Here is a 16,024-nt window from a genome sequence, read left to right as displayed (position 1 = left end):
TGACATGATAGAACTTTTCGTCATTAAAGAAACGGAATGGCTTGAGCTGGTAACTGAAAGTGTTTCCCTCGAAGGGCAACGGTATCAGGCTCCGCGATCGATCACGGCCAAAATCATTACGAAACAGGGAACCCATTCATATTACAGCGTATCTGAAGGGGATACAGTTTTATTTAAGTGGAAGGGCAAAGAACTGTTCCGGGGCATTGTGTTTTCTCGCAATCCGGAAGAACACGGGCTGACCTTTACGGCTTATGATATGCTGCAATATCTGGTCAAAAACAAGGATGTTTATGTTTTCTCTAATAAGCGTGCAGACGAGATCATAAAACGTCTGGCAAGAGACTTTCAGATTCCCACAACGTCTATTGCAAACACAGGTCATACAATTAAATCACTTGTGTTCAAAGACGATACGAGCCTTTATGACATGATTTTGAAAGCCTTGAAACAAACGAAAAGCCAAACCGGAAGGAATTATCAATTATATTCTGCGAAGGGAAAGCTTGGCCTTCGCGCTTGGCCTGATTCATCAGAAGTATGGGTGCTGGAGACGGGTGTGAACATTACCGGCTATCAATACAGCACTTCAATTAATGACACGGCCACAAAAGTAAAGCTCCGCCGGCAGAAAGACAATAAAACATACACAGCCACCGCAAGTGACAGCTCAGGCATCAGTAAATATGGTGTGCTTCAGTATGTCGAAACGGTTTCTGATAACATTAACCAGGCGCAGCTTCAGGAGCGTGCGAAAGTCAAACAAGCACAGAAAAAAGGTGTTAAAAAAGAACTCAAGAGTATTCAAGCGATTGGGATTCCGGATCTTCAGAGCGGCTTGCCTGTCTATATCTCCATTCCGGAAGTTGGGGTTAAGAAAACATACTGGATCGATACAGACAAACATGAATTTAAAGGATCCACGCATACGATGACCATTGATGTTGTGGAGAAAAACTCTATTCCTGATGGTGTTTCCTCATGAGATTAAGTGAAGCAATCAAACATTTGGCTGTCGGTGCAGTTGATTCTGAGTCACCGGTGGATATTATGCCGGCTGAAGTGGTTTCCGTTTCTCCTGTTGAAATTAAACTCAATGAAAATGAAAAGCTAATTATTCCGTCTGATTTGATTATTATTCCTAAGCGACTGCGCGCTGGAGGAGATGAAGAACTAAAGATGGGTGAGAATGTGATGGTTGTCTCCTTAAAAGGCGGACAATCATTTTTTATTCTCGACAAAATATAGGGGGTGCCTGAGTTGGCCCTTTCGCCAGAAATTGAATTTGATGATATTGAAGATGACAGCGAAGTCATAGAGACCTCGCAAACTTACAAAATAGATTTTGAAAATGGCCGTATCACAAATGAAATGATTACAGGCCTTGAAGCAATCAGGCAGTTTGTATATTTATCCCTTCATACTGAGCGATACGCCTATTCTGTTTTCAGCCATGACATTGGAAATGAGCTTCAAGACATCTTGGCAGATAATGAAACAACAGACGCATATAAGAAAATGGAGATTCCGCGGCTAATAGAGGAAGTGCTGATCTATGACGATCGTGTTTCATCTGTATCAGATTTTGAAATAGAAAAACAAGGGGATTCGTTCCATGTTTCCTTTACAGTCGAAACGGACGAGGGAAAACTGGAGATCGAGGAGGTGCTTGGTGAAGATGTTTGAAGATCAAACTTTTGAAGAAATTATGGACCGGATGCTGAACAGCATTTCAGCGGACATTGATACAAGGGAAGGGAGCGTGATTTATAACGCGTTAGCTCCTGCAGCCGCAGAATTGGCCAAGTCTTATATTTGGCTCGATACTGTGCTGGAACTTGTCTTCTCGGACACAGCACAAGGGGAATTCTTAGATCGTCGGGCTACTGAAGCCGGCATTGAGCGAACGGCTGCCACGAAAGCAGTCCGGGCAGCGGAGTTTACTGAAGGAATAACCATTCCAGTGGGTTCCCGCTTTTTTGTAGATAACCTGTATTTCCAATACACAGCTGACGGGACGTTGGAATGTGAAACAGTTGGAGAAGCAGGGAACGCAAACATATCCGGTCAGAATCTATTGTCATTAGACACTATACCTGGGCTTCAAAAGGCTATTGTAAAAGAGATTCTGATTCCTGGTCGTGAAGAAGAGGATGATGACAGTTTAAGAGCTAGATATTTTACCCGCGTTCGCCGGGAAGCTGTCAGTGCAAATAAAGAGCATTATAAACAGTGGGCGGAAGAAGTTGACGGAGTCGGAAAGGCAAAAATTTTTCCGCTATGGAACGGGGATGGCACAGTCAAAATTGTTGTGACCAATGCCAACTTGGAACCTGCTTCCGATATATTGATTTCTAAGGTTAAAAACTATATTGACCCTGAACCCGGACAAGGTGAGGGACAAGCGCCAATAGGTGCCTTTGTCACGGTGGAGAGTGCGGTTTGGAAAGAGATTGAGATATCAGCAGAGGTGCTTCCCGAGGTCAATAGCTCTATTGATCAGGTGAAGAAAGAAATCGAATCAGGTGTATTAAATCTATTTAAAAAGATGGCGTTCGAAGACAATGTTATCCGCTTATCGCAGATCAATAATATTGTCTATAATTCACCCTCAGTAAGTGATTATGCAGATATCAAAATCAACGGCGTGGCTGAAAATTTAATTCTTAGTGACGTTGAAATTCCTAAGCTTGGGAAGGTGACAATCATTGAGCAAACTCGATGAAATGACCGCTTACCTGCCGCCGTTCCTTACCAAGTTAAAGGAAATGGCTGAACTTCTTCAGGCAGAAGCTCCCGAATTTGAAAAGCAAAATAACGGCATCTTTGATCTGACAGATCAGCTATTTGTCACAACAGCAACCTGGGGACTTGAACGGTGGGAAAAAATATTGAACGTGCCTCGAGAGTCCGGTGATACGTACGAAATCCGCCGGCTGCGTCTTATCTCAAAAATGTCCAATATCCCGCCGGCAACGTATAAAGCTATTGAACAGGCATTGAACCGGTTTCTAAAGAATCCATCCGCTCAGGTCCGGCTGCTTCCTGGTGAGTACCGCTTTAATGTTGATATTGATATGGATGATATGCAGCATATGAGCGAGCTCATAGAGATACTGGAGAACATGAAACCGGCTCACTTGGCGTATACCTTGCGAGCTGCTTTAAATGAGCCGCTCCAGATAATGGATACTTTCATTCTGAATAACAGAAGATATCGAAAGGTAAGTGAGCTGATGGTGGGCTATTCCGTCACGCTCAATAATAACGAGGTGGTATTACCATGATTACGCAAGTTTATAGAGAGCGTACAGCTGCAGATTTGAAGAGTAGAATATCGAAAGTGCTGCTGAATGGGAAGGAAACAAAGATTGTGGAAATAACCATTCAGGGCGCAGTTGTTACAGTGCTTACCCATCGGGAAGAAGATATCAAACACATTGAAAGTGTTCAGATTCTTGATGAACAGAACAACGTGATTACGGAAAGAACAACAGATTTAGATGTAAGTAACAATAGAACGCTGGACTTTAGATTTACTTTTGAGGTGGTGTAATAAATGGCATATGAAGAAAAAACAGACTGGCTGCCGGATGATCCGATCAATGAGGATGATGTAAACCGTTGGGAGAAAGGCATTCATGACGCGCATAAAGATTTAGCAGCACATAAAAATAACATGAATAATCCGCACGGCACGACAAAGGCTCAAATTGGGCTTGGAAATGTAGAGAATGTGCAGCAAGCTTCAAAAGCTGAATTTAATCGACATGTTGATGATGAAACGATTCATATTACAGCATATGAAAGAGCAGAATGGAATGCCAAGGAAACCCAAGATGCTGCCCAGGAAAAAGCAGATCGTGCTGAAGAGAATGCGAAAATATACGCGGATCAGAAATTCACCAATGAGAAATTGACTGTCTTACCAGATTCAGAGGCAATACAAGATGCCCGGACTTCAGGAAGTGAATATCCTCTCGGAATTACGTTAATGGATATTGGCCAGGGCAATAAAACTGGTTATCCACTCAGCTATGGATTTGTGAAAAACGAAAAGCGTTCGAACTATCGTTTTACTCAATACTTCTATGGGACCGCAAATGAAACCGGTGATTATTACTATAATACGGGGACATGGATTCGGCACTGGTGGAATGAGTCTGGTTGGACTCAATGGGAAAAAATATCTAGTTTTGCCCATGCGAACATAGGGACGACAGGCAGACAAGCTTTGATAAGAGGAGAACTCCAGAAAATCAAATTCAACCGGATCATCAAAGACAGCCATAAATTGTTTGATACGAAAACCAACAGATTTACGGCCAGTCATTCAGGAATGTATCTGGTAGGCGCAAGTTTGTATATTGAAAACTCACTCCAATATTCAAACTTTGAGCTTTATGTTTATAAGAACGGAGCTAAATATAAATTGATGAATCGCTTCATAATTCCATCTCCAAAAGATAACAGCGATTCAATAGAGTTTCACGCGACGGTGACAGGCACAGTAACCGTTCCACTTGATGAAGGAGATTATATCGAGATTTACGTGTATGCGGGTTATTCCGGATCCAAAACCCGTTATATCATGGACAGCAATGGAGTTCTTAATTATTTCGATATTTTGGAATTAGGCGGTCGGAATTACCGAAACATTTAGGAGGAGAGCTTATGATCTTATATGATGCCATCATGTACAAGTATCCTAAGGCCGTCCCCAAAAAGGATTTTGTCTTGAGAAACGATGGGAGTGGGTCTTATATTGAAGAATGGAATTTAAGGACGCCTATTCCGACGGAAGAGGAGTTGCAGTTGTGGTGGGAAGAATCAAAAAGCAATCCACCATATGAGCCTCCTGATCAGGTCGCGTTGCTTGCACAAGAATTGTCGCAAGAAAAGCTGGCCCGCAAACAGCTTGAAGAATTAAACCAAACTTTAGGAAATGCGCTGTCTGAAATAAAGCTGCAGCTGCTTTCCTTAGAAGGAGGGAATGAAGAATGAATTATTGGGTACTGGCTTTATATTATAACTGGGCTACCCCTGAAATGGTGAAGCAGGCAATCCACTATAGAGATTGCTCGCACGAAGATTTACAGGAAGGAATAGAAAAAAATCTAATCACTGCAGAACAGTATAAAGAGATCACAGGAGAAGCCATGTAGGGCTTTTTTATTTTGCCTTAAAGGGGGTGGGTCCGATGTAACGCCCATGCTAGACCGCTAAAGACTAACAAAAGCAAGGAGGAATTTTAAAATGACGCAGTATAGTTTTCAATTTCCAACAGATGCAGCCGGTAAGCCGGGGGCAGCCAAGCCATACAGAGAAGGGAACAGAGATTTTGTGGTGCCGATGGCTGCCATTTCAGGTAATGCTGAGCTGTTGACAAATGCAGTCTTAAAAGCGACTGAAGTTTATACACAGTATGGCCAAGATCGATTAGGTCAGGTTTTAATTTCAAAAGTAAAAGGACATGCTTATTCTGATCGTGAAGGTACATTATTTATCGAAGAAAGTAACGATCAGAATACATGGACGACAGTATCTTCCTTACTGGTTAAGGCGGGGACACTTGGCGAGACTGATTGGATCCACTTAACACAACGATATTTCCGCTTCAGGTATGCAAACGGTAACCTGCAACAGTCCGATTTCTTGCTTTATCAGTCGCTTGGCGCTGGGGAAGAAGACATAAATATTAAACAAGCTGTTCCAATTAGGACAGCTGCTCCGCTCACTATGCAAATAGATAAGAGCGGCTTAACCGATGATGGGCGCTTAAAAGTTCAGACTGAAGGCTTGAATATTAGCTCATTGGACACTCAAGCAAAAACAATGGATGTTGTTTTTCATGATAAAACAGAAACAGTGGGTGAAGGTACCCCGTTCACTGTGGGATCATTTAAAACGTTGCTTATTGAGGTTTATGGGACAGCTGAGACAAGCGAATTAATATTCTGGGGTAAATCCTTATCAGGAACAAAACGAGCCCTCAGAGGGCAAAAAGTGGACGATGGCACGTTTGCCACTAGCACAAAAGGGAAGTCAGAAGCCTGGTCTTTTGATATTACCGGTTTTAAAGAAATCGTGATGGAACTTAAATCTTTGACGAATGGAAACTTTTCAGTAAGAGGGACGGCCGTCTCATAAAATCCGGCTGTCCTTTTATTGTGCCTCGGAGGAGGTGAAGAAGATGAAATAAAAGGGGGGTGTACTGATGTCACAACCGACGGAGGTACCGGATTTGCTCGCACTACAAAGAGAAATATCAGAGATTAAAAGTGAGAATAAAGCGATAGAGCAGCGCGTCAATGCCCTTGAGCGTGTCTCGGATAGACAAGATCAGCAGATCATGACGCTGAATGAAAAACTAAACAAAATAGAAGAAAATACAACATGGATCAAGCGCTCGATCACAGGCGCTATCATAACAGCGGTATGCACTGGCGTTATTGGCGGCGCAATCGCTATTTTTTATACCGTTTTGCAAAAATAAGGAGGAACATACAAAATGAAAAACTACGACAAAGGCACGGTCATTCGGACTGTGCTTCTTTTAATTGCACTTATCAACCAAACTATGTTGATGTTTGGAAAGTCACCTTTAGATATTACGGAGGACCAAGTGAATCAGCTTGCTGAAGCTCTTTACACAGCAGGGTCTGTGATCTTTACTATCGGCACGACACTCGCAGCCTGGTTCAAAAATAACTACGTGACAACCAAAGGACACAAGCAGAAAGCAATTTTAAAACGAAACAATCTAACTAAATGAGGTTGCCGGCTGGCAGCCTTTTTTAATCTAAAATGAATAGGAGAGGAAATATCATGGCCATTAAAGTGGTGAAAAATTTAGTTTCTCAAGAAAAATACACTTTGAAATGTCCGAATCCTATGGTTCCGGAATATATCACTATTCACAATACGGCAAACGATGCTTCAGCGAAGAATGAAATTTCTTATATGAAGAACAACACAAGCTCAACAAGCTATCATTTTGCGGTGGATGATAAACAGGTTATTCAAGGGCTTCCGTTGAATCGTAATGCATGGCACACAGGAGATGGAAAAGAAGGTCCAGGAAACCGCAAGTCTATCGGGGTAGAGATCTGCTACAGCAAGTCAGGAGGCGCTAAATACTACGCTGCTGAAAAATTGGCAATCAAGTTTGTGGCGCAACTGCTTAAAGAGCGCGGTTGGGGTATTGATCGTGTCCGCAAGCACCAAGATTGGAGCGGCAAATATTGCCCGCACCGTATTTTAGATGAGGGTAGATGGGATGAAGTGAAAGCCGCTATTGCTGATGAATTAAACAAAATCGGTGGAAAAAGTTCAGCGTCTTCAGGCGGTTCTTCAGGATCCGGAACAACATATACAGTGAAAAAAGGCGATACTCTTTCTGCAATTGCAAAAGAGCACGGGGCGAGTGTGGCAAATCTTCAGAGCTGGAATAACATTAAAAACCCGAATAAAATTACAGTTGGCCAAAAGTTGAAACTGAAAGGATCCAGTACATCCAGCACTAAACCAAGCAGTAAAAAAACGTCATACCCGCTGCCTTCCGGAGTTATTAAAGTGACAAGTCCGATGACGAAAGGAACGAATGTCAGACAGGTTCAAAATGCTCTAGCGGCTCTTTACTTCTATCCAGACAAAGGGGCGAAGAATAACGGTATCGACGGCGTATATGGTCCGAAAACAGCAAATGCAGTCAAACGGTTCCAGTCAGTAAATGGTCTGACTACTGATGGCGTTTATGGGCCGAAGACAAAAGCGAAAATTGAATCACTTTTAAAATAACAAAAAGCCCTCCTAACAAGGGGGCTTTTTTAAAAATTCGTTGAAGAGAGTCTGTCACCTATTTTTTAGTAGACTGATGATTTCATTGTTTTGTTCAATCTTCTTGAAAGAATTTTTTCTAATCGTGAGTAAATACCGCACTACCCACCAAATAACACTAACTCCAATAAACAAAAAGATAAAAGGTATAATCGTTGTGATCCAAGTTAGAAACATTTCCACTTTAGTTCCTCCTTTTATAAATCACTAACTCCAGCCAATAAACCTATAAGACTCAAAACAATTGTTATAGCAAGGAAAGCCCAGACTAATGCCGCGAATGGAGTGTTAATTCCCATGCCTTCTTTCCATTTGGAAATTCGACTTGTTCTGAATTTTCCTAGCTGAATACATAAAATTACGTTTAATAATACTGATATTACAAGGGCTGTTACTAAATATAAGTTCAAACCCATCAACCTTTCTTTTTAGGCTTTCTCCTAGTGTAACCTAGAAGCAGTTGTAGATTTCAAGTGTCATTATACATGTTTTTTTCGTAGGGATAAATATAGAAAAGTATGTATTTATTTGTATATTTGTGTTAATATGGCATTGTTTCGAAAAAAGTTTGATAGGAGGAGTAGCATGAAAAAGTTTGTGACAGTCGTTATTGCCACGGTTTTAGCTCTCGTTTTGTCAACAACATTTGAAAACACATCAAAGGCTGCGGAAATGCCACAGCAACCGGTTTTACCTGAGAAAGAAGTCGCATTTGACATGGATTCGACCAAACCTCAGGAGCAAAAAATTTATGACGATAATGGAAAGTATGTTGGAACTATGGGGATTATTCCAGAAAAGACTGAAGATGAATTCAGTACTATGGGTACATACCCTGTTCCGGTAGGTACAACAACCTTTAAAATCTACTGGAATACTGGAGTAATAAACCTAAGCTACCGTATCAAAGTAAGTAGACCAAAGCCGAAGAAAGTAATTTCCTACAGCAAAATCACAAAGGCATGGGATGAATGGCATTTTGTCGCGCCGCCATTTACTGTGCAAGGTGATGAGCTAAAGATAACTCGTGCACAAGAAACTTCTAAAGCTTCTGCATCTGCTCGGTATCGATTGAAATATGGTGTTATTGGACAAGGGTCTATCAACTACGATTTAAAATCAAGAGTAAGTAAACATTATTTATATACGTCTGTTTCTAGTTTTGGATAAAAAAAGGGCCCATGTTGGGCCCCTTTTTTTATATCCATCTCCAGTTTATAGCACCATCAGGATAAACAGCCGGAACAATAATGCCTCTTTTATTCCCGTTATCCGAAACGAACCAGTTTTTGTCATTTAGCCATTCTTCGTCGTATTTCGTTTCATCGAAGTCACCATCTTCGTCAATAAGGTCATTAAAAAGGTCTCGAAAGGTCTCGATGTTTTCATATGGGCTGAGAATACCGTACATCCACATACCTTCTCCGCTAACGTCGTGAATTTCGCCTAACTTTTCATCTTTATAGTAAAGGAACACTTATTTTCCCTCCTTTGATTGCAGTTTGAAATACTCGCTTGGTATCTCGTCTCTTATTAAATATTCAGTATCTCTTTTTGTCCAACTAAGAGCTCTTTTCTTCCAATAATCTGAATGCTTATCATTCTTTATTAGACGTTCAATTTTTTTGGGAGATAAAATAGCTACTCCTTTTACTTCTCCTGACTGGATGGCCTTTCGCAATGCCGGCAGATTTAATTCAATAGAATTATCACCATAATTAGTGATTATATTTTTATTCATTGTGAAACTGGTGTACGGACTATTAGACTTTTGGGCTCCTCTAAATCCGCCTAAAATATGTTCTGTTACTGTGACTTGTCTACCTTTATACATTCCTTCTTTATTTATTGGCACGAGATTTCCGGTGTCCGGATCAATATGTGATTTTCCTAAGCCATTAGCTGCTTTGGAGGAATATAAATCTTTATCCCCGCGATAGAGATTTGAAGATTTTCCGGCTCCTGCGCTTGCTTTCAATACTTTGCCGGTTCCGATTGCTCCTATAGGCCCGAGAGCAGCTAGAGCACTATTAAAGCTGTTTTCACGTCTCTCCTCAGAAATTTTATTCCCGAACATATCTCGACCGGTTATTGCTTCACTAAAACCATTCGCTGACGCAAGACCGTAGAGTCCTTTACTGGAGTTTTGAAGGGCAGGGAATGTCTTAGGTGTTTTATAGATATCAAGCGCTTTGTCTGCCTTATAGATGGCTTTGCTCGTTGAGTAGACAGCCTTTCCGCCTTTGGCTAATTTCCCGGCCCAGCCAACTATAGGGATGTATCCTGCCGCAGCCATTGCGCCAGCTGCCACCCGTTGCCCATCAGTTAATTTTTCACCGGTGACTGGATCGACGCCATCAGCAGCTCTCTTATAATCATAATATCCGGAGACTTCCCCCGTAAAATTACAAACGACATCCCAGGTCTTTTCATACCACGGCCTATTTGCGAGCTCCTCTTGTTCCTTCGCAATTCTTCTTTGTTCGGCCTGCTGATCTTTAAAGGAAATATAGTCAGTAGTTTGTTTTTTTACATCCTCGGTCATTTTATGAATTTCACTCTCTCTATAAGCTTTTGCATTATAGTGGATAGGGGAGGCGTTTTTACCTTTTGCTGTAGCGTTCATGAGTGCTTGATAATCAGCCTGAATCATTTGTTCATTTGCTTCTGAGAGTGCATATTCAGATGTTAAATTTTCATCGACTTCATGAATTTTTTTGATGGTCTTGGTACGTTTTTTGTCGGCTGAAGAGAGTTCGTCTTTAAAAGTTTCTGTGGAGAATAAATCTAGTGGTAGTATATCGTTGATGTCATTTAGAATGTCTTTTATTGCTTTTTTCTGTTCTGACATGATGGATCTTGATTTAGTATAAGCGTTGGCCAGCTCGTGTTCTAAAAAAGATTCTTCTATGTAGGCATCGGATAAGCTTGCGTCTTCCAGGATGCCAATAATACTCGTGAGAAATGCAATTTTCATGTCGATCAAATCAATCCATTGGTCAGTGATCCCTGCTTGATCTTCATAAAATGCCTTTATGTTATTGGCGCCTTTACCTGAAAACTCACTGTCATCAAGATCAGCCACTGATTTGAAGGCATTCTTTAATTTGACCATTTGGTTCCTTGTATCTTTGTATTCCTTTGCACGGTTTTCAGCTTCAGAAAGCAATGATTTAGCTTCAAATACCTTCATGATCATATCCTTTCTTGTTAAGCTTTTTGGTTCAACAACTAACAAAATTTTACCATATAAGGAGAGTGAGAAATACAAAATATCCTTTTATTTGAAAGGTGATCGATTAAAAGAATGAACCGAAGAATAAGTTTGCGGTTTTTTTGCGGCATAAACACTTTTTGGAAATGTTACAATATTACAAAAATAGACATAAGAGGGAGGGGTATGTATGGACCAAGTTTTACCGTCATCCCGAGTGGGAGTCAAGATCAATGAATGGTATAAAATGATTCGTCAATTCAGTGTTCCTGATGCAGAAATCTTAAAGGCGGAAGTGGAGCAAGATATAGAGGAAATGGAAGAGGATCAAGATTTACTTGTTTATTATTCATTGATGTGTTTCCGTCATCAATTGATGTTAGATTCATTGGAGCCAGAAGACAGATATCGGGATCGTCCCACAGTCGATGAACTACTTGAAAAAATAGAAAAACCGCAAAAAAGACTTACAGGCCTTTTAAAATATTACTCATTATTTTTCCGAGGGATGTATGAATTTGATCATAAAGAATACGTGGAAGCGATAAGTTATTATCGTAAAGCTGAGGAAGAATTGACTGCAGTTTCAGATGAAATGGAACAAGCTGAATTTCATTATAAAATAGCAGATGCCTACTATCAAATTGATCAGCATTTTGTTTCCCTGAATCATTTAAAAAAAGCTAAGCATTTGTTTGAAAAAAATCGATTGTATAAGGTAAAAGTGATCGGATGCAATATGATGTTTGGAGCTAATATGTACGATATGTACCGGCTGACAGAGGCGGAATCATATTACCGAGAAGCTTTAAGTGTCGCTGAGGGAATGAGTGAGAAAAAGGCAAAAAGGATCATTGGAGTGATCTTTCATAATTTAGGCTTAGTTTATTTAAGGACCCAAAACCTAAGTGCAGCTGAAGAGCATTTCAAAAAAGCAATAGACATGAAAGAACATCTTGATACAGTGTATGGAGTAAGATCATTATATATGATGGCAAATGTACTTTACCAAAGCAACAAACCTAAGGAAGCACGTTTCTTTTATGAAACAGCTTTAAAACGGGCTGAAGATTCTAATGAAGAAGAATACATGGCAAAATTAAAGATCATTAATTCAATATATGAAGAATATAATGAAACAGAAGTAAATCGAAGCTTAGACTATTTGGAAAAGAAACGCCTGTGGTCTGATTTTGCAGAATTGACAGAAAAATTGGGTGACTTTCATTATGAGCAAAGAAACTATGCAGAGGGAAGAAGCTTCTTAAAGAGAACTATACATGCACAAACACAAATACTTAAGGTTACGGAGGCTATATAATGAAAAAAATTTTAATCAGCTCCGCTTTAATCGGTATTCTTTTTGCAGGTTTATTAAATGTGGAAAATGTATATGCTGCCATGAATGATTCTGGAACTTTCCATGTAGCCGAAAAAGCTATTAATATCTAAGTGATATTACCCTGTTAAACCCCATCTTTTAAGGTGGGGTTTTTAAACAATCCACTTATTCTTTTTCTTATCCCAATTTAACAAACGCTGCCTCATAAGATTCTTAACGGCTTCCCGTATAGCTCGTTCATCCTTCCCGGTTTTTCTCTTCAATTGATCCAACGAGGGATTTTTTCCGAAGTGGGTCATATTAAAAATAATCCGATACACTTTTTGTTCAAAATCATTCAATTCAATTGCCTCCTTGAGTAAATAATACCAGAACGAACATTCGCTTTTCAACTTGAAATAGAACTAATGTTCGCATAAAATAATGGTAAAGAAGGAGGAGGAAAGCATGGAATCGATTTTAAAACGTTCATTAACTGAGAAAACACCATTAGATATGATATATATGAGAAATGACGGTCTCATTACAAAGAGATCAATTATTGTTCGGCAGATTAATCAGAGTTACATACGCGCTTATTGTTTCAGCACCCGTCAAACAAAGACGTTTACGATCGAGAATATCCTTGCTGTTTCTCCTGCAGCAACTAAAAGAGGGGTCAGGAATTATGCGTAAAATCACAGAGAGACAATTAGAGGCGTTGAAGGCAATTGAAAAACATATAAAGGAAAAGGGGTTTCCTCCATCATATAGAGAACTAATGAAAGAATTAAGTTTGAAATCAACAAGCTCAGTAAAAGGCCTTTTGGTTGCATTAAGAAGAAAAGAATATGTAACTTGGGAAGAAGGATTGCCAAGAACATTGAAAGTTGTTAAATGAAAGCCATCTTATAATAGATGGTTTTTTATTTTGCACTCATTTAATGAATTATTTGTTCGGGGTTAATTTCAGGTGTCCGCCACCCAGGGTGGCAGAAAGGTGGCGAACACGATTATTCGCCACCTTTCTAAATTTGTCTAAACCGTATTGACATTTATCAAAACCCTGCTATAATTACTTTTGTTCTAAGAAACCGGATATAAACTTTCAAGATGCTCTTCCATGGTAAGGAAGAGGTCAGCGGTTCGAGCCCGCTTGGAAGCTTTATTAAATGTATTATTACCAAGGTTTCTCATAAGGAGAAAGCTTTTTTTATTGCGATATGCGGAAGTAGTTCAGTGGTAGAACACCACCTTGCCAAGGTGGGGGTCGCGGGTTCGAATCCCGTCTTCCGCTCCATTTATCCCAACGGGATATTGTAAATTGAATTGCGCCCGTAGCTCAATTGGATAGAGCGTTTGACTACGGATCAAAAGGTTAGGGGTTCGACTCCTCTCGGGCGCGCCATATCTTTTAATAGAATAGATAGGGAATCGGGAAGTAGCTCAGCTTGGTAGAGCACATGGTTTGGGACCATGGGGTCGCAGGTTCGAATCCTGTCTTCCCGACCATTTTTTATGGGGCCTTAGCTCAGCTGGGAGAGCGCCTGCTTTGCACGCAGGAGGTCAGCGGTTCGATCCCGCTAGGCTCCACCAAAAGTTTTTAAAAAAAGTTGTTGACTTTGAAGAAGTGACGTTGTATACTAATAAAGTTGCTTTAACAAAGCGGACAAACAAAATGATCTTTGAAAACTAAACAAGACAAAACGTACCTGTTAATTCAGTTTTTAAAAATCGCACAGCGATGTGCGTAGTCAGTCAAACTACTTTATCGGAGAGTTTGATCCTGGCTCAGGACGAACGCTGGCGGCGTGCCTAATACATGCAAGTCGAGCGGACAGATGGGAGCTTGCTCCCTGATGTTAGCGGCGGACGGGTGAGTAACACGTGGGTAACCTGCCTGTAAGACTGGGATAACTCCGGGAAACCGGGGCTAATACCGGATGGTTGTTTGAACCGCATGGTTCAAACATAAAAGGTGGCTTCGGCTACCACTTACAGATGGACCCGCGGCGCATTAGCTAGTTGGTGAGGTAACGGCTCACCAAGGCAACGATGCGTAGCCGACCTGAGAGGGTGATCGGCCACACTGGGACTGAGACACGGCCCAGACTCCTACGGGAGGCAGCAGTAGGGAATCTTCCGCAATGGACGAAAGTCTGACGGAGCAACGCCGCGTGAGTGATGAAGGTTTTCGGATCGTAAAGCTCTGTTGTTAGGGAAGAACAAGTACCGTTCGAATAGGGCGGTACCTTGACGGTACCTAACCAGAAAGCCACGGCTAACTACGTGCCAGCAGCCGCGGTAATACGTAGGTGGCAAGCGTTGTCCGGAATTATTGGGCGTAAAGGGCTCGCAGGCGGTTTCTTAAGTCTGATGTGAAAGCCCCCGGCTCAACCGGGGAGGGTCATTGGAAACTGGGGAACTTGAGTGCAGAAGAGGAGAGTGGAATTCCACGTGTAGCGGTGAAATGCGTAGAGATGTGGAGGAACACCAGTGGCGAAGGCGACTCTCTGGTCTGTAACTGACGCTGAGGAGCGAAAGCGTGGGGAGCGAACAGGATTAGATACCCTGGTAGTCCACGCCGTAAACGATGAGTGCTAAGTGTTAGGGGGTTTCCGCCCCTTAGTGCTGCAGCTAACGCATTAAGCACTCCGCCTGGGGAGTACGGTCGCAAGACTGAAACTCAAAGGAATTGACGGGGGCCCGCACAAGCGGTGGAGCATGTGGTTTAATTCGAAGCAACGCGAAGAACCTTACCAGGTCTTGACATCCTCTGACAATCCTAGAGATAGGACGTCCCCTTCGGGGGCAGAGTGACAGGTGGTGCATGGTTGTCGTCAGCTCGTGTCGTGAGATGTTGGGTTAAGTCCCGCAACGAGCGCAACCCTTGATCTTAGTTGCCAGCATTTAGTTGGGCACTCTAAGGTGACTGCCGGTGACAAACCGGAGGAAGGTGGGGATGACGTCAAATCATCATGCCCCTTATGACCTGGGCTACACACGTGCTACAATGGACAGAACAAAGGGCAGCGAAACCGCGAGGTTAAGCCAATCCCACAAATCTGTTCTCAGTTCGGATCGCAGTCTGCAACTCGACTGCGTGAAGCTGGAATCGCTAGTAATCGCGGATCAGCATGCCGCGGTGAATACGTTCCCGGGCCTTGTACACACCGCCCGTCACACCACGAGAGTTTGTAACACCCGAAGTCGGTGAGGTAACCTTTTAGGAGCCAGCCGCCGAAGGTGGGACAGATGATTGGGGTGAAGTCGTAACAAGGTAGCCGTATCGGAAGGTGCGGCTGGATCACCTCCTTTCTAAGGATATTATACGGAATATAAGACCTTGGGTCTTATAAACAGAACGTTCCCTGTCTTGTTTAGTTTTGAAGGATCATTCCTTCGAAACGTGTTCTTTGAAAACTAGATAACAGTAGACATCACATTCAATTAGTAATACAAGATATCACATAGTGATTCTTTTTAACGGTTAAGTTAGAAAGGGCGCACGGTGGATGCCTTGGCACTAGGAGCCGATGAAGGACGGGACGAACACCGATATGCTTCGGGGAGCTGTAAGCAAGCTTTGATCCGGAGATTTCCGAATGGGGAAACCCACCACTCGTAATGGAGTGGTATCCATATCTGAA

General features: G+C 41.8%; 21 protein-coding genes, 4 tRNA genes and 2 rRNA genes (1 of these 27 running past the window's edge). 24 read left to right on the top strand and 3 right to left on the bottom strand.

The window, feature by feature from the left end:
• Nucleotides 1-4 precede the first annotated feature (4 nt).
• From M1D94_RS20430 to M1D94_RS20365, 14 genes are all read left to right on the top strand, one after another.
• Nucleotides 5-985 carry an XkdQ/YqbQ family protein gene (locus tag M1D94_RS20430; RefSeq protein ID WP_456270340.1) on the top strand — a complete coding sequence of 327 codons (981 nt, stop codon included), beginning with the start codon at nucleotides 5-7 and terminating at the stop codon, nucleotides 983-985.
• Nucleotides 982-1,248, top strand: a complete 267-nt coding sequence (locus M1D94_RS20425; protein WP_010330118.1) for a DUF2577 family protein — start codon at nucleotides 982-984, stop codon at nucleotides 1,246-1,248. Before M1D94_RS20430 ends, M1D94_RS20425 begins: the two co-directional genes overlap by 4 nt.
• Before the next feature lie 12 nt (nucleotides 1,249-1,260).
• The gene (locus M1D94_RS20420; protein WP_072182664.1) at nucleotides 1,261-1,686 is read left to right on the top strand and encodes a DUF2634 domain-containing protein; all 426 of its coding nucleotides are present in this window, start codon (nucleotides 1,261-1,263) and stop codon (nucleotides 1,684-1,686) included.
• Nucleotides 1,679-2,725 carry a baseplate J/gp47 family protein gene (locus M1D94_RS20415; RefSeq protein WP_456270339.1) on the top strand — a complete coding sequence of 349 codons (1,047 nt, stop codon included), beginning with the start codon at nucleotides 1,679-1,681 and terminating at the stop codon, nucleotides 2,723-2,725. The genes M1D94_RS20420 and M1D94_RS20415 overlap by 8 nt, the downstream gene beginning before the upstream one ends.
• Nucleotides 2,709-3,287: a YmfQ family protein gene (locus M1D94_RS20410; protein ID WP_456270338.1), complete on the top strand. Its 579-nt coding sequence runs from the start codon at nucleotides 2,709-2,711 to the stop codon at nucleotides 3,285-3,287. Before M1D94_RS20415 ends, M1D94_RS20410 begins: the two co-directional genes overlap by 17 nt.
• Nucleotides 3,284-3,556 (top strand): hypothetical protein, encoded by a 273-nt coding sequence (locus M1D94_RS20405; RefSeq protein ID WP_186453309.1) that lies wholly within the window; start codon nucleotides 3,284-3,286, stop codon nucleotides 3,554-3,556. The genes M1D94_RS20410 and M1D94_RS20405 overlap by 4 nt, the downstream gene beginning before the upstream one ends.
• A 3-nt stretch (nucleotides 3,557-3,559) precedes the next feature.
• Complete coding sequence (locus tag M1D94_RS20400; RefSeq protein ID WP_456270337.1) at nucleotides 3,560-4,663, top strand: hypothetical protein; 1,104 nt, start codon at nucleotides 3,560-3,562, stop codon at nucleotides 4,661-4,663.
• An 11-nt stretch (nucleotides 4,664-4,674) separates the two neighbouring features.
• On the top strand, nucleotides 4,675-5,004 hold the full coding sequence (locus M1D94_RS20395; protein ID WP_440645030.1) for an XkdW family protein: 330 nt from the start codon (nucleotides 4,675-4,677) through the stop codon (nucleotides 5,002-5,004).
• Complete coding sequence (locus M1D94_RS20390; protein WP_456270336.1) at nucleotides 5,001-5,165, top strand: XkdX family protein; 165 nt, start codon at nucleotides 5,001-5,003, stop codon at nucleotides 5,163-5,165. The genes M1D94_RS20395 and M1D94_RS20390 overlap by 4 nt, the downstream gene beginning before the upstream one ends.
• Nucleotides 5,166-5,256: 91 nt before the next feature.
• Nucleotides 5,257-6,150 (top strand): phage-like element PBSX protein XepA, encoded by an 894-nt coding sequence (gene xepA / locus M1D94_RS20385; RefSeq protein ID WP_186453306.1) that lies wholly within the window; start codon nucleotides 5,257-5,259, stop codon nucleotides 6,148-6,150.
• Between the two features lie 67 nt (nucleotides 6,151-6,217).
• On the top strand, nucleotides 6,218-6,496 hold the full coding sequence (locus tag M1D94_RS20380; RefSeq protein ID WP_017696800.1) for a hemolysin XhlA family protein: 279 nt from the start codon (nucleotides 6,218-6,220) through the stop codon (nucleotides 6,494-6,496).
• A gap of 15 nt (nucleotides 6,497-6,511) precedes the next feature.
• Nucleotides 6,512-6,775, top strand: a complete 264-nt coding sequence (locus tag M1D94_RS20375; protein WP_456270335.1) for a phage holin — start codon at nucleotides 6,512-6,514, stop codon at nucleotides 6,773-6,775.
• Between the two features lie 53 nt (nucleotides 6,776-6,828).
• Complete coding sequence (locus M1D94_RS20370; protein WP_456270334.1) at nucleotides 6,829-7,800, top strand: N-acetylmuramoyl-L-alanine amidase; 972 nt, start codon at nucleotides 6,829-6,831, stop codon at nucleotides 7,798-7,800.
• Nucleotides 7,801-8,424: 624 nt separating this feature from the next.
• Nucleotides 8,425-9,009 (top strand): DUF5626 family protein, encoded by a 585-nt coding sequence (locus M1D94_RS20365; RefSeq protein ID WP_181217390.1) that lies wholly within the window; start codon nucleotides 8,425-8,427, stop codon nucleotides 9,007-9,009.
• Nucleotides 9,010-9,037: 28 nt separating this feature from the next.
• On the opposite strand, the gene M1D94_RS20360 is transcribed toward M1D94_RS20365, so the two are convergent.
• Nucleotides 9,038-9,316, bottom strand: coding sequence for a hypothetical protein (locus tag M1D94_RS20360; RefSeq protein WP_367148158.1), 279 nt, complete (start codon nucleotides 9,314-9,316; stop codon nucleotides 9,038-9,040).
• Nucleotides 9,317-11,032, bottom strand: coding sequence for a ribonuclease YeeF family protein (locus M1D94_RS20355; RefSeq protein WP_456270333.1), 1,716 nt, complete (start codon nucleotides 11,030-11,032; stop codon nucleotides 9,317-9,319). It abuts the gene before it with no gap.
• Between the two features lie 211 nt (nucleotides 11,033-11,243).
• On the opposite strand from M1D94_RS20355, the gene M1D94_RS20350 reads away from it, so the two are divergent.
• Together M1D94_RS20350 and M1D94_RS20345 are read left to right on the top strand one after the other, a co-directional pair.
• Entirely contained in the window at nucleotides 11,244-12,374 is a 1,131-nt protein-coding gene (locus M1D94_RS20350; protein WP_456270332.1) for a response regulator aspartate phosphatase, read from the top strand.
• On the top strand, nucleotides 12,374-12,505 hold the full coding sequence (locus tag M1D94_RS20345; protein WP_282627626.1) for a hypothetical protein: 132 nt from the start codon (nucleotides 12,374-12,376) through the stop codon (nucleotides 12,503-12,505). The genes M1D94_RS20350 and M1D94_RS20345 overlap by 1 nt, the downstream gene beginning before the upstream one ends.
• A gap of 42 nt (nucleotides 12,506-12,547) precedes the next feature.
• Here M1D94_RS20345 and M1D94_RS20340 read toward each other — a convergent pair whose 3' ends face one another.
• On the bottom strand, nucleotides 12,548-12,736 hold the full coding sequence (locus tag M1D94_RS20340) for a hypothetical protein (RefSeq protein WP_186453300.1): 189 nt from the start codon (nucleotides 12,734-12,736) through the stop codon (nucleotides 12,548-12,550).
• A 106-nt stretch (nucleotides 12,737-12,842) separates the two neighbouring features.
• Here M1D94_RS20340 and M1D94_RS20335 point away from each other — a divergent pair, with 106 nt between their 5' ends.
• From M1D94_RS20335 to M1D94_RS20300, 8 genes are all read left to right on the top strand, one after another.
• A complete protein-coding gene (locus M1D94_RS20335; RefSeq protein ID WP_456270331.1) occupies nucleotides 12,843-13,070 on the top strand; it encodes a hypothetical protein in 228 nt (75 codons plus the stop codon).
• Nucleotides 13,063-13,275 (top strand): LexA family protein, encoded by a 213-nt coding sequence (locus M1D94_RS20330; protein ID WP_456270330.1) that lies wholly within the window; start codon nucleotides 13,063-13,065, stop codon nucleotides 13,273-13,275. The genes M1D94_RS20335 and M1D94_RS20330 overlap by 8 nt, the downstream gene beginning before the upstream one ends.
• 324 nt (nucleotides 13,276-13,599) lie before the next feature.
• Nucleotides 13,600-13,674 (top strand) — tRNA-Gly (locus M1D94_RS20325).
• Nucleotides 13,675-13,705: 31 nt separating this feature from the next.
• Nucleotides 13,706-13,782, top strand: a tRNA-Arg gene (locus tag M1D94_RS20320).
• Nucleotides 13,783-13,809: 27 nt separating this feature from the next.
• Nucleotides 13,810-13,886: transfer RNA gene (locus tag M1D94_RS20315), tRNA-Pro, on the top strand.
• Nucleotides 13,887-13,894: 8 nt separating this feature from the next.
• A tRNA-Ala gene (locus tag M1D94_RS20310) sits at nucleotides 13,895-13,970 on the top strand.
• A gap of 172 nt (nucleotides 13,971-14,142) precedes the next feature.
• A 16S ribosomal RNA gene (locus tag M1D94_RS20305) occupies nucleotides 14,143-15,692 on the top strand.
• 170 nt (nucleotides 15,693-15,862) lie between these two features.
• Nucleotides 15,863-16,024 (top strand): 23S ribosomal RNA (locus M1D94_RS20300); it runs 2,766 nt beyond the window's last position.
• Together the 16S and 23S rRNA genes with 4 tRNA genes alongside form the textbook arrangement of a ribosomal RNA operon.

The sequence above is a fragment of the Bacillus sp. JZ109 genome (genome assembly GCF_053903135.1).
This window is presented reverse-complemented; position numbering and strand designations above follow the sequence as displayed.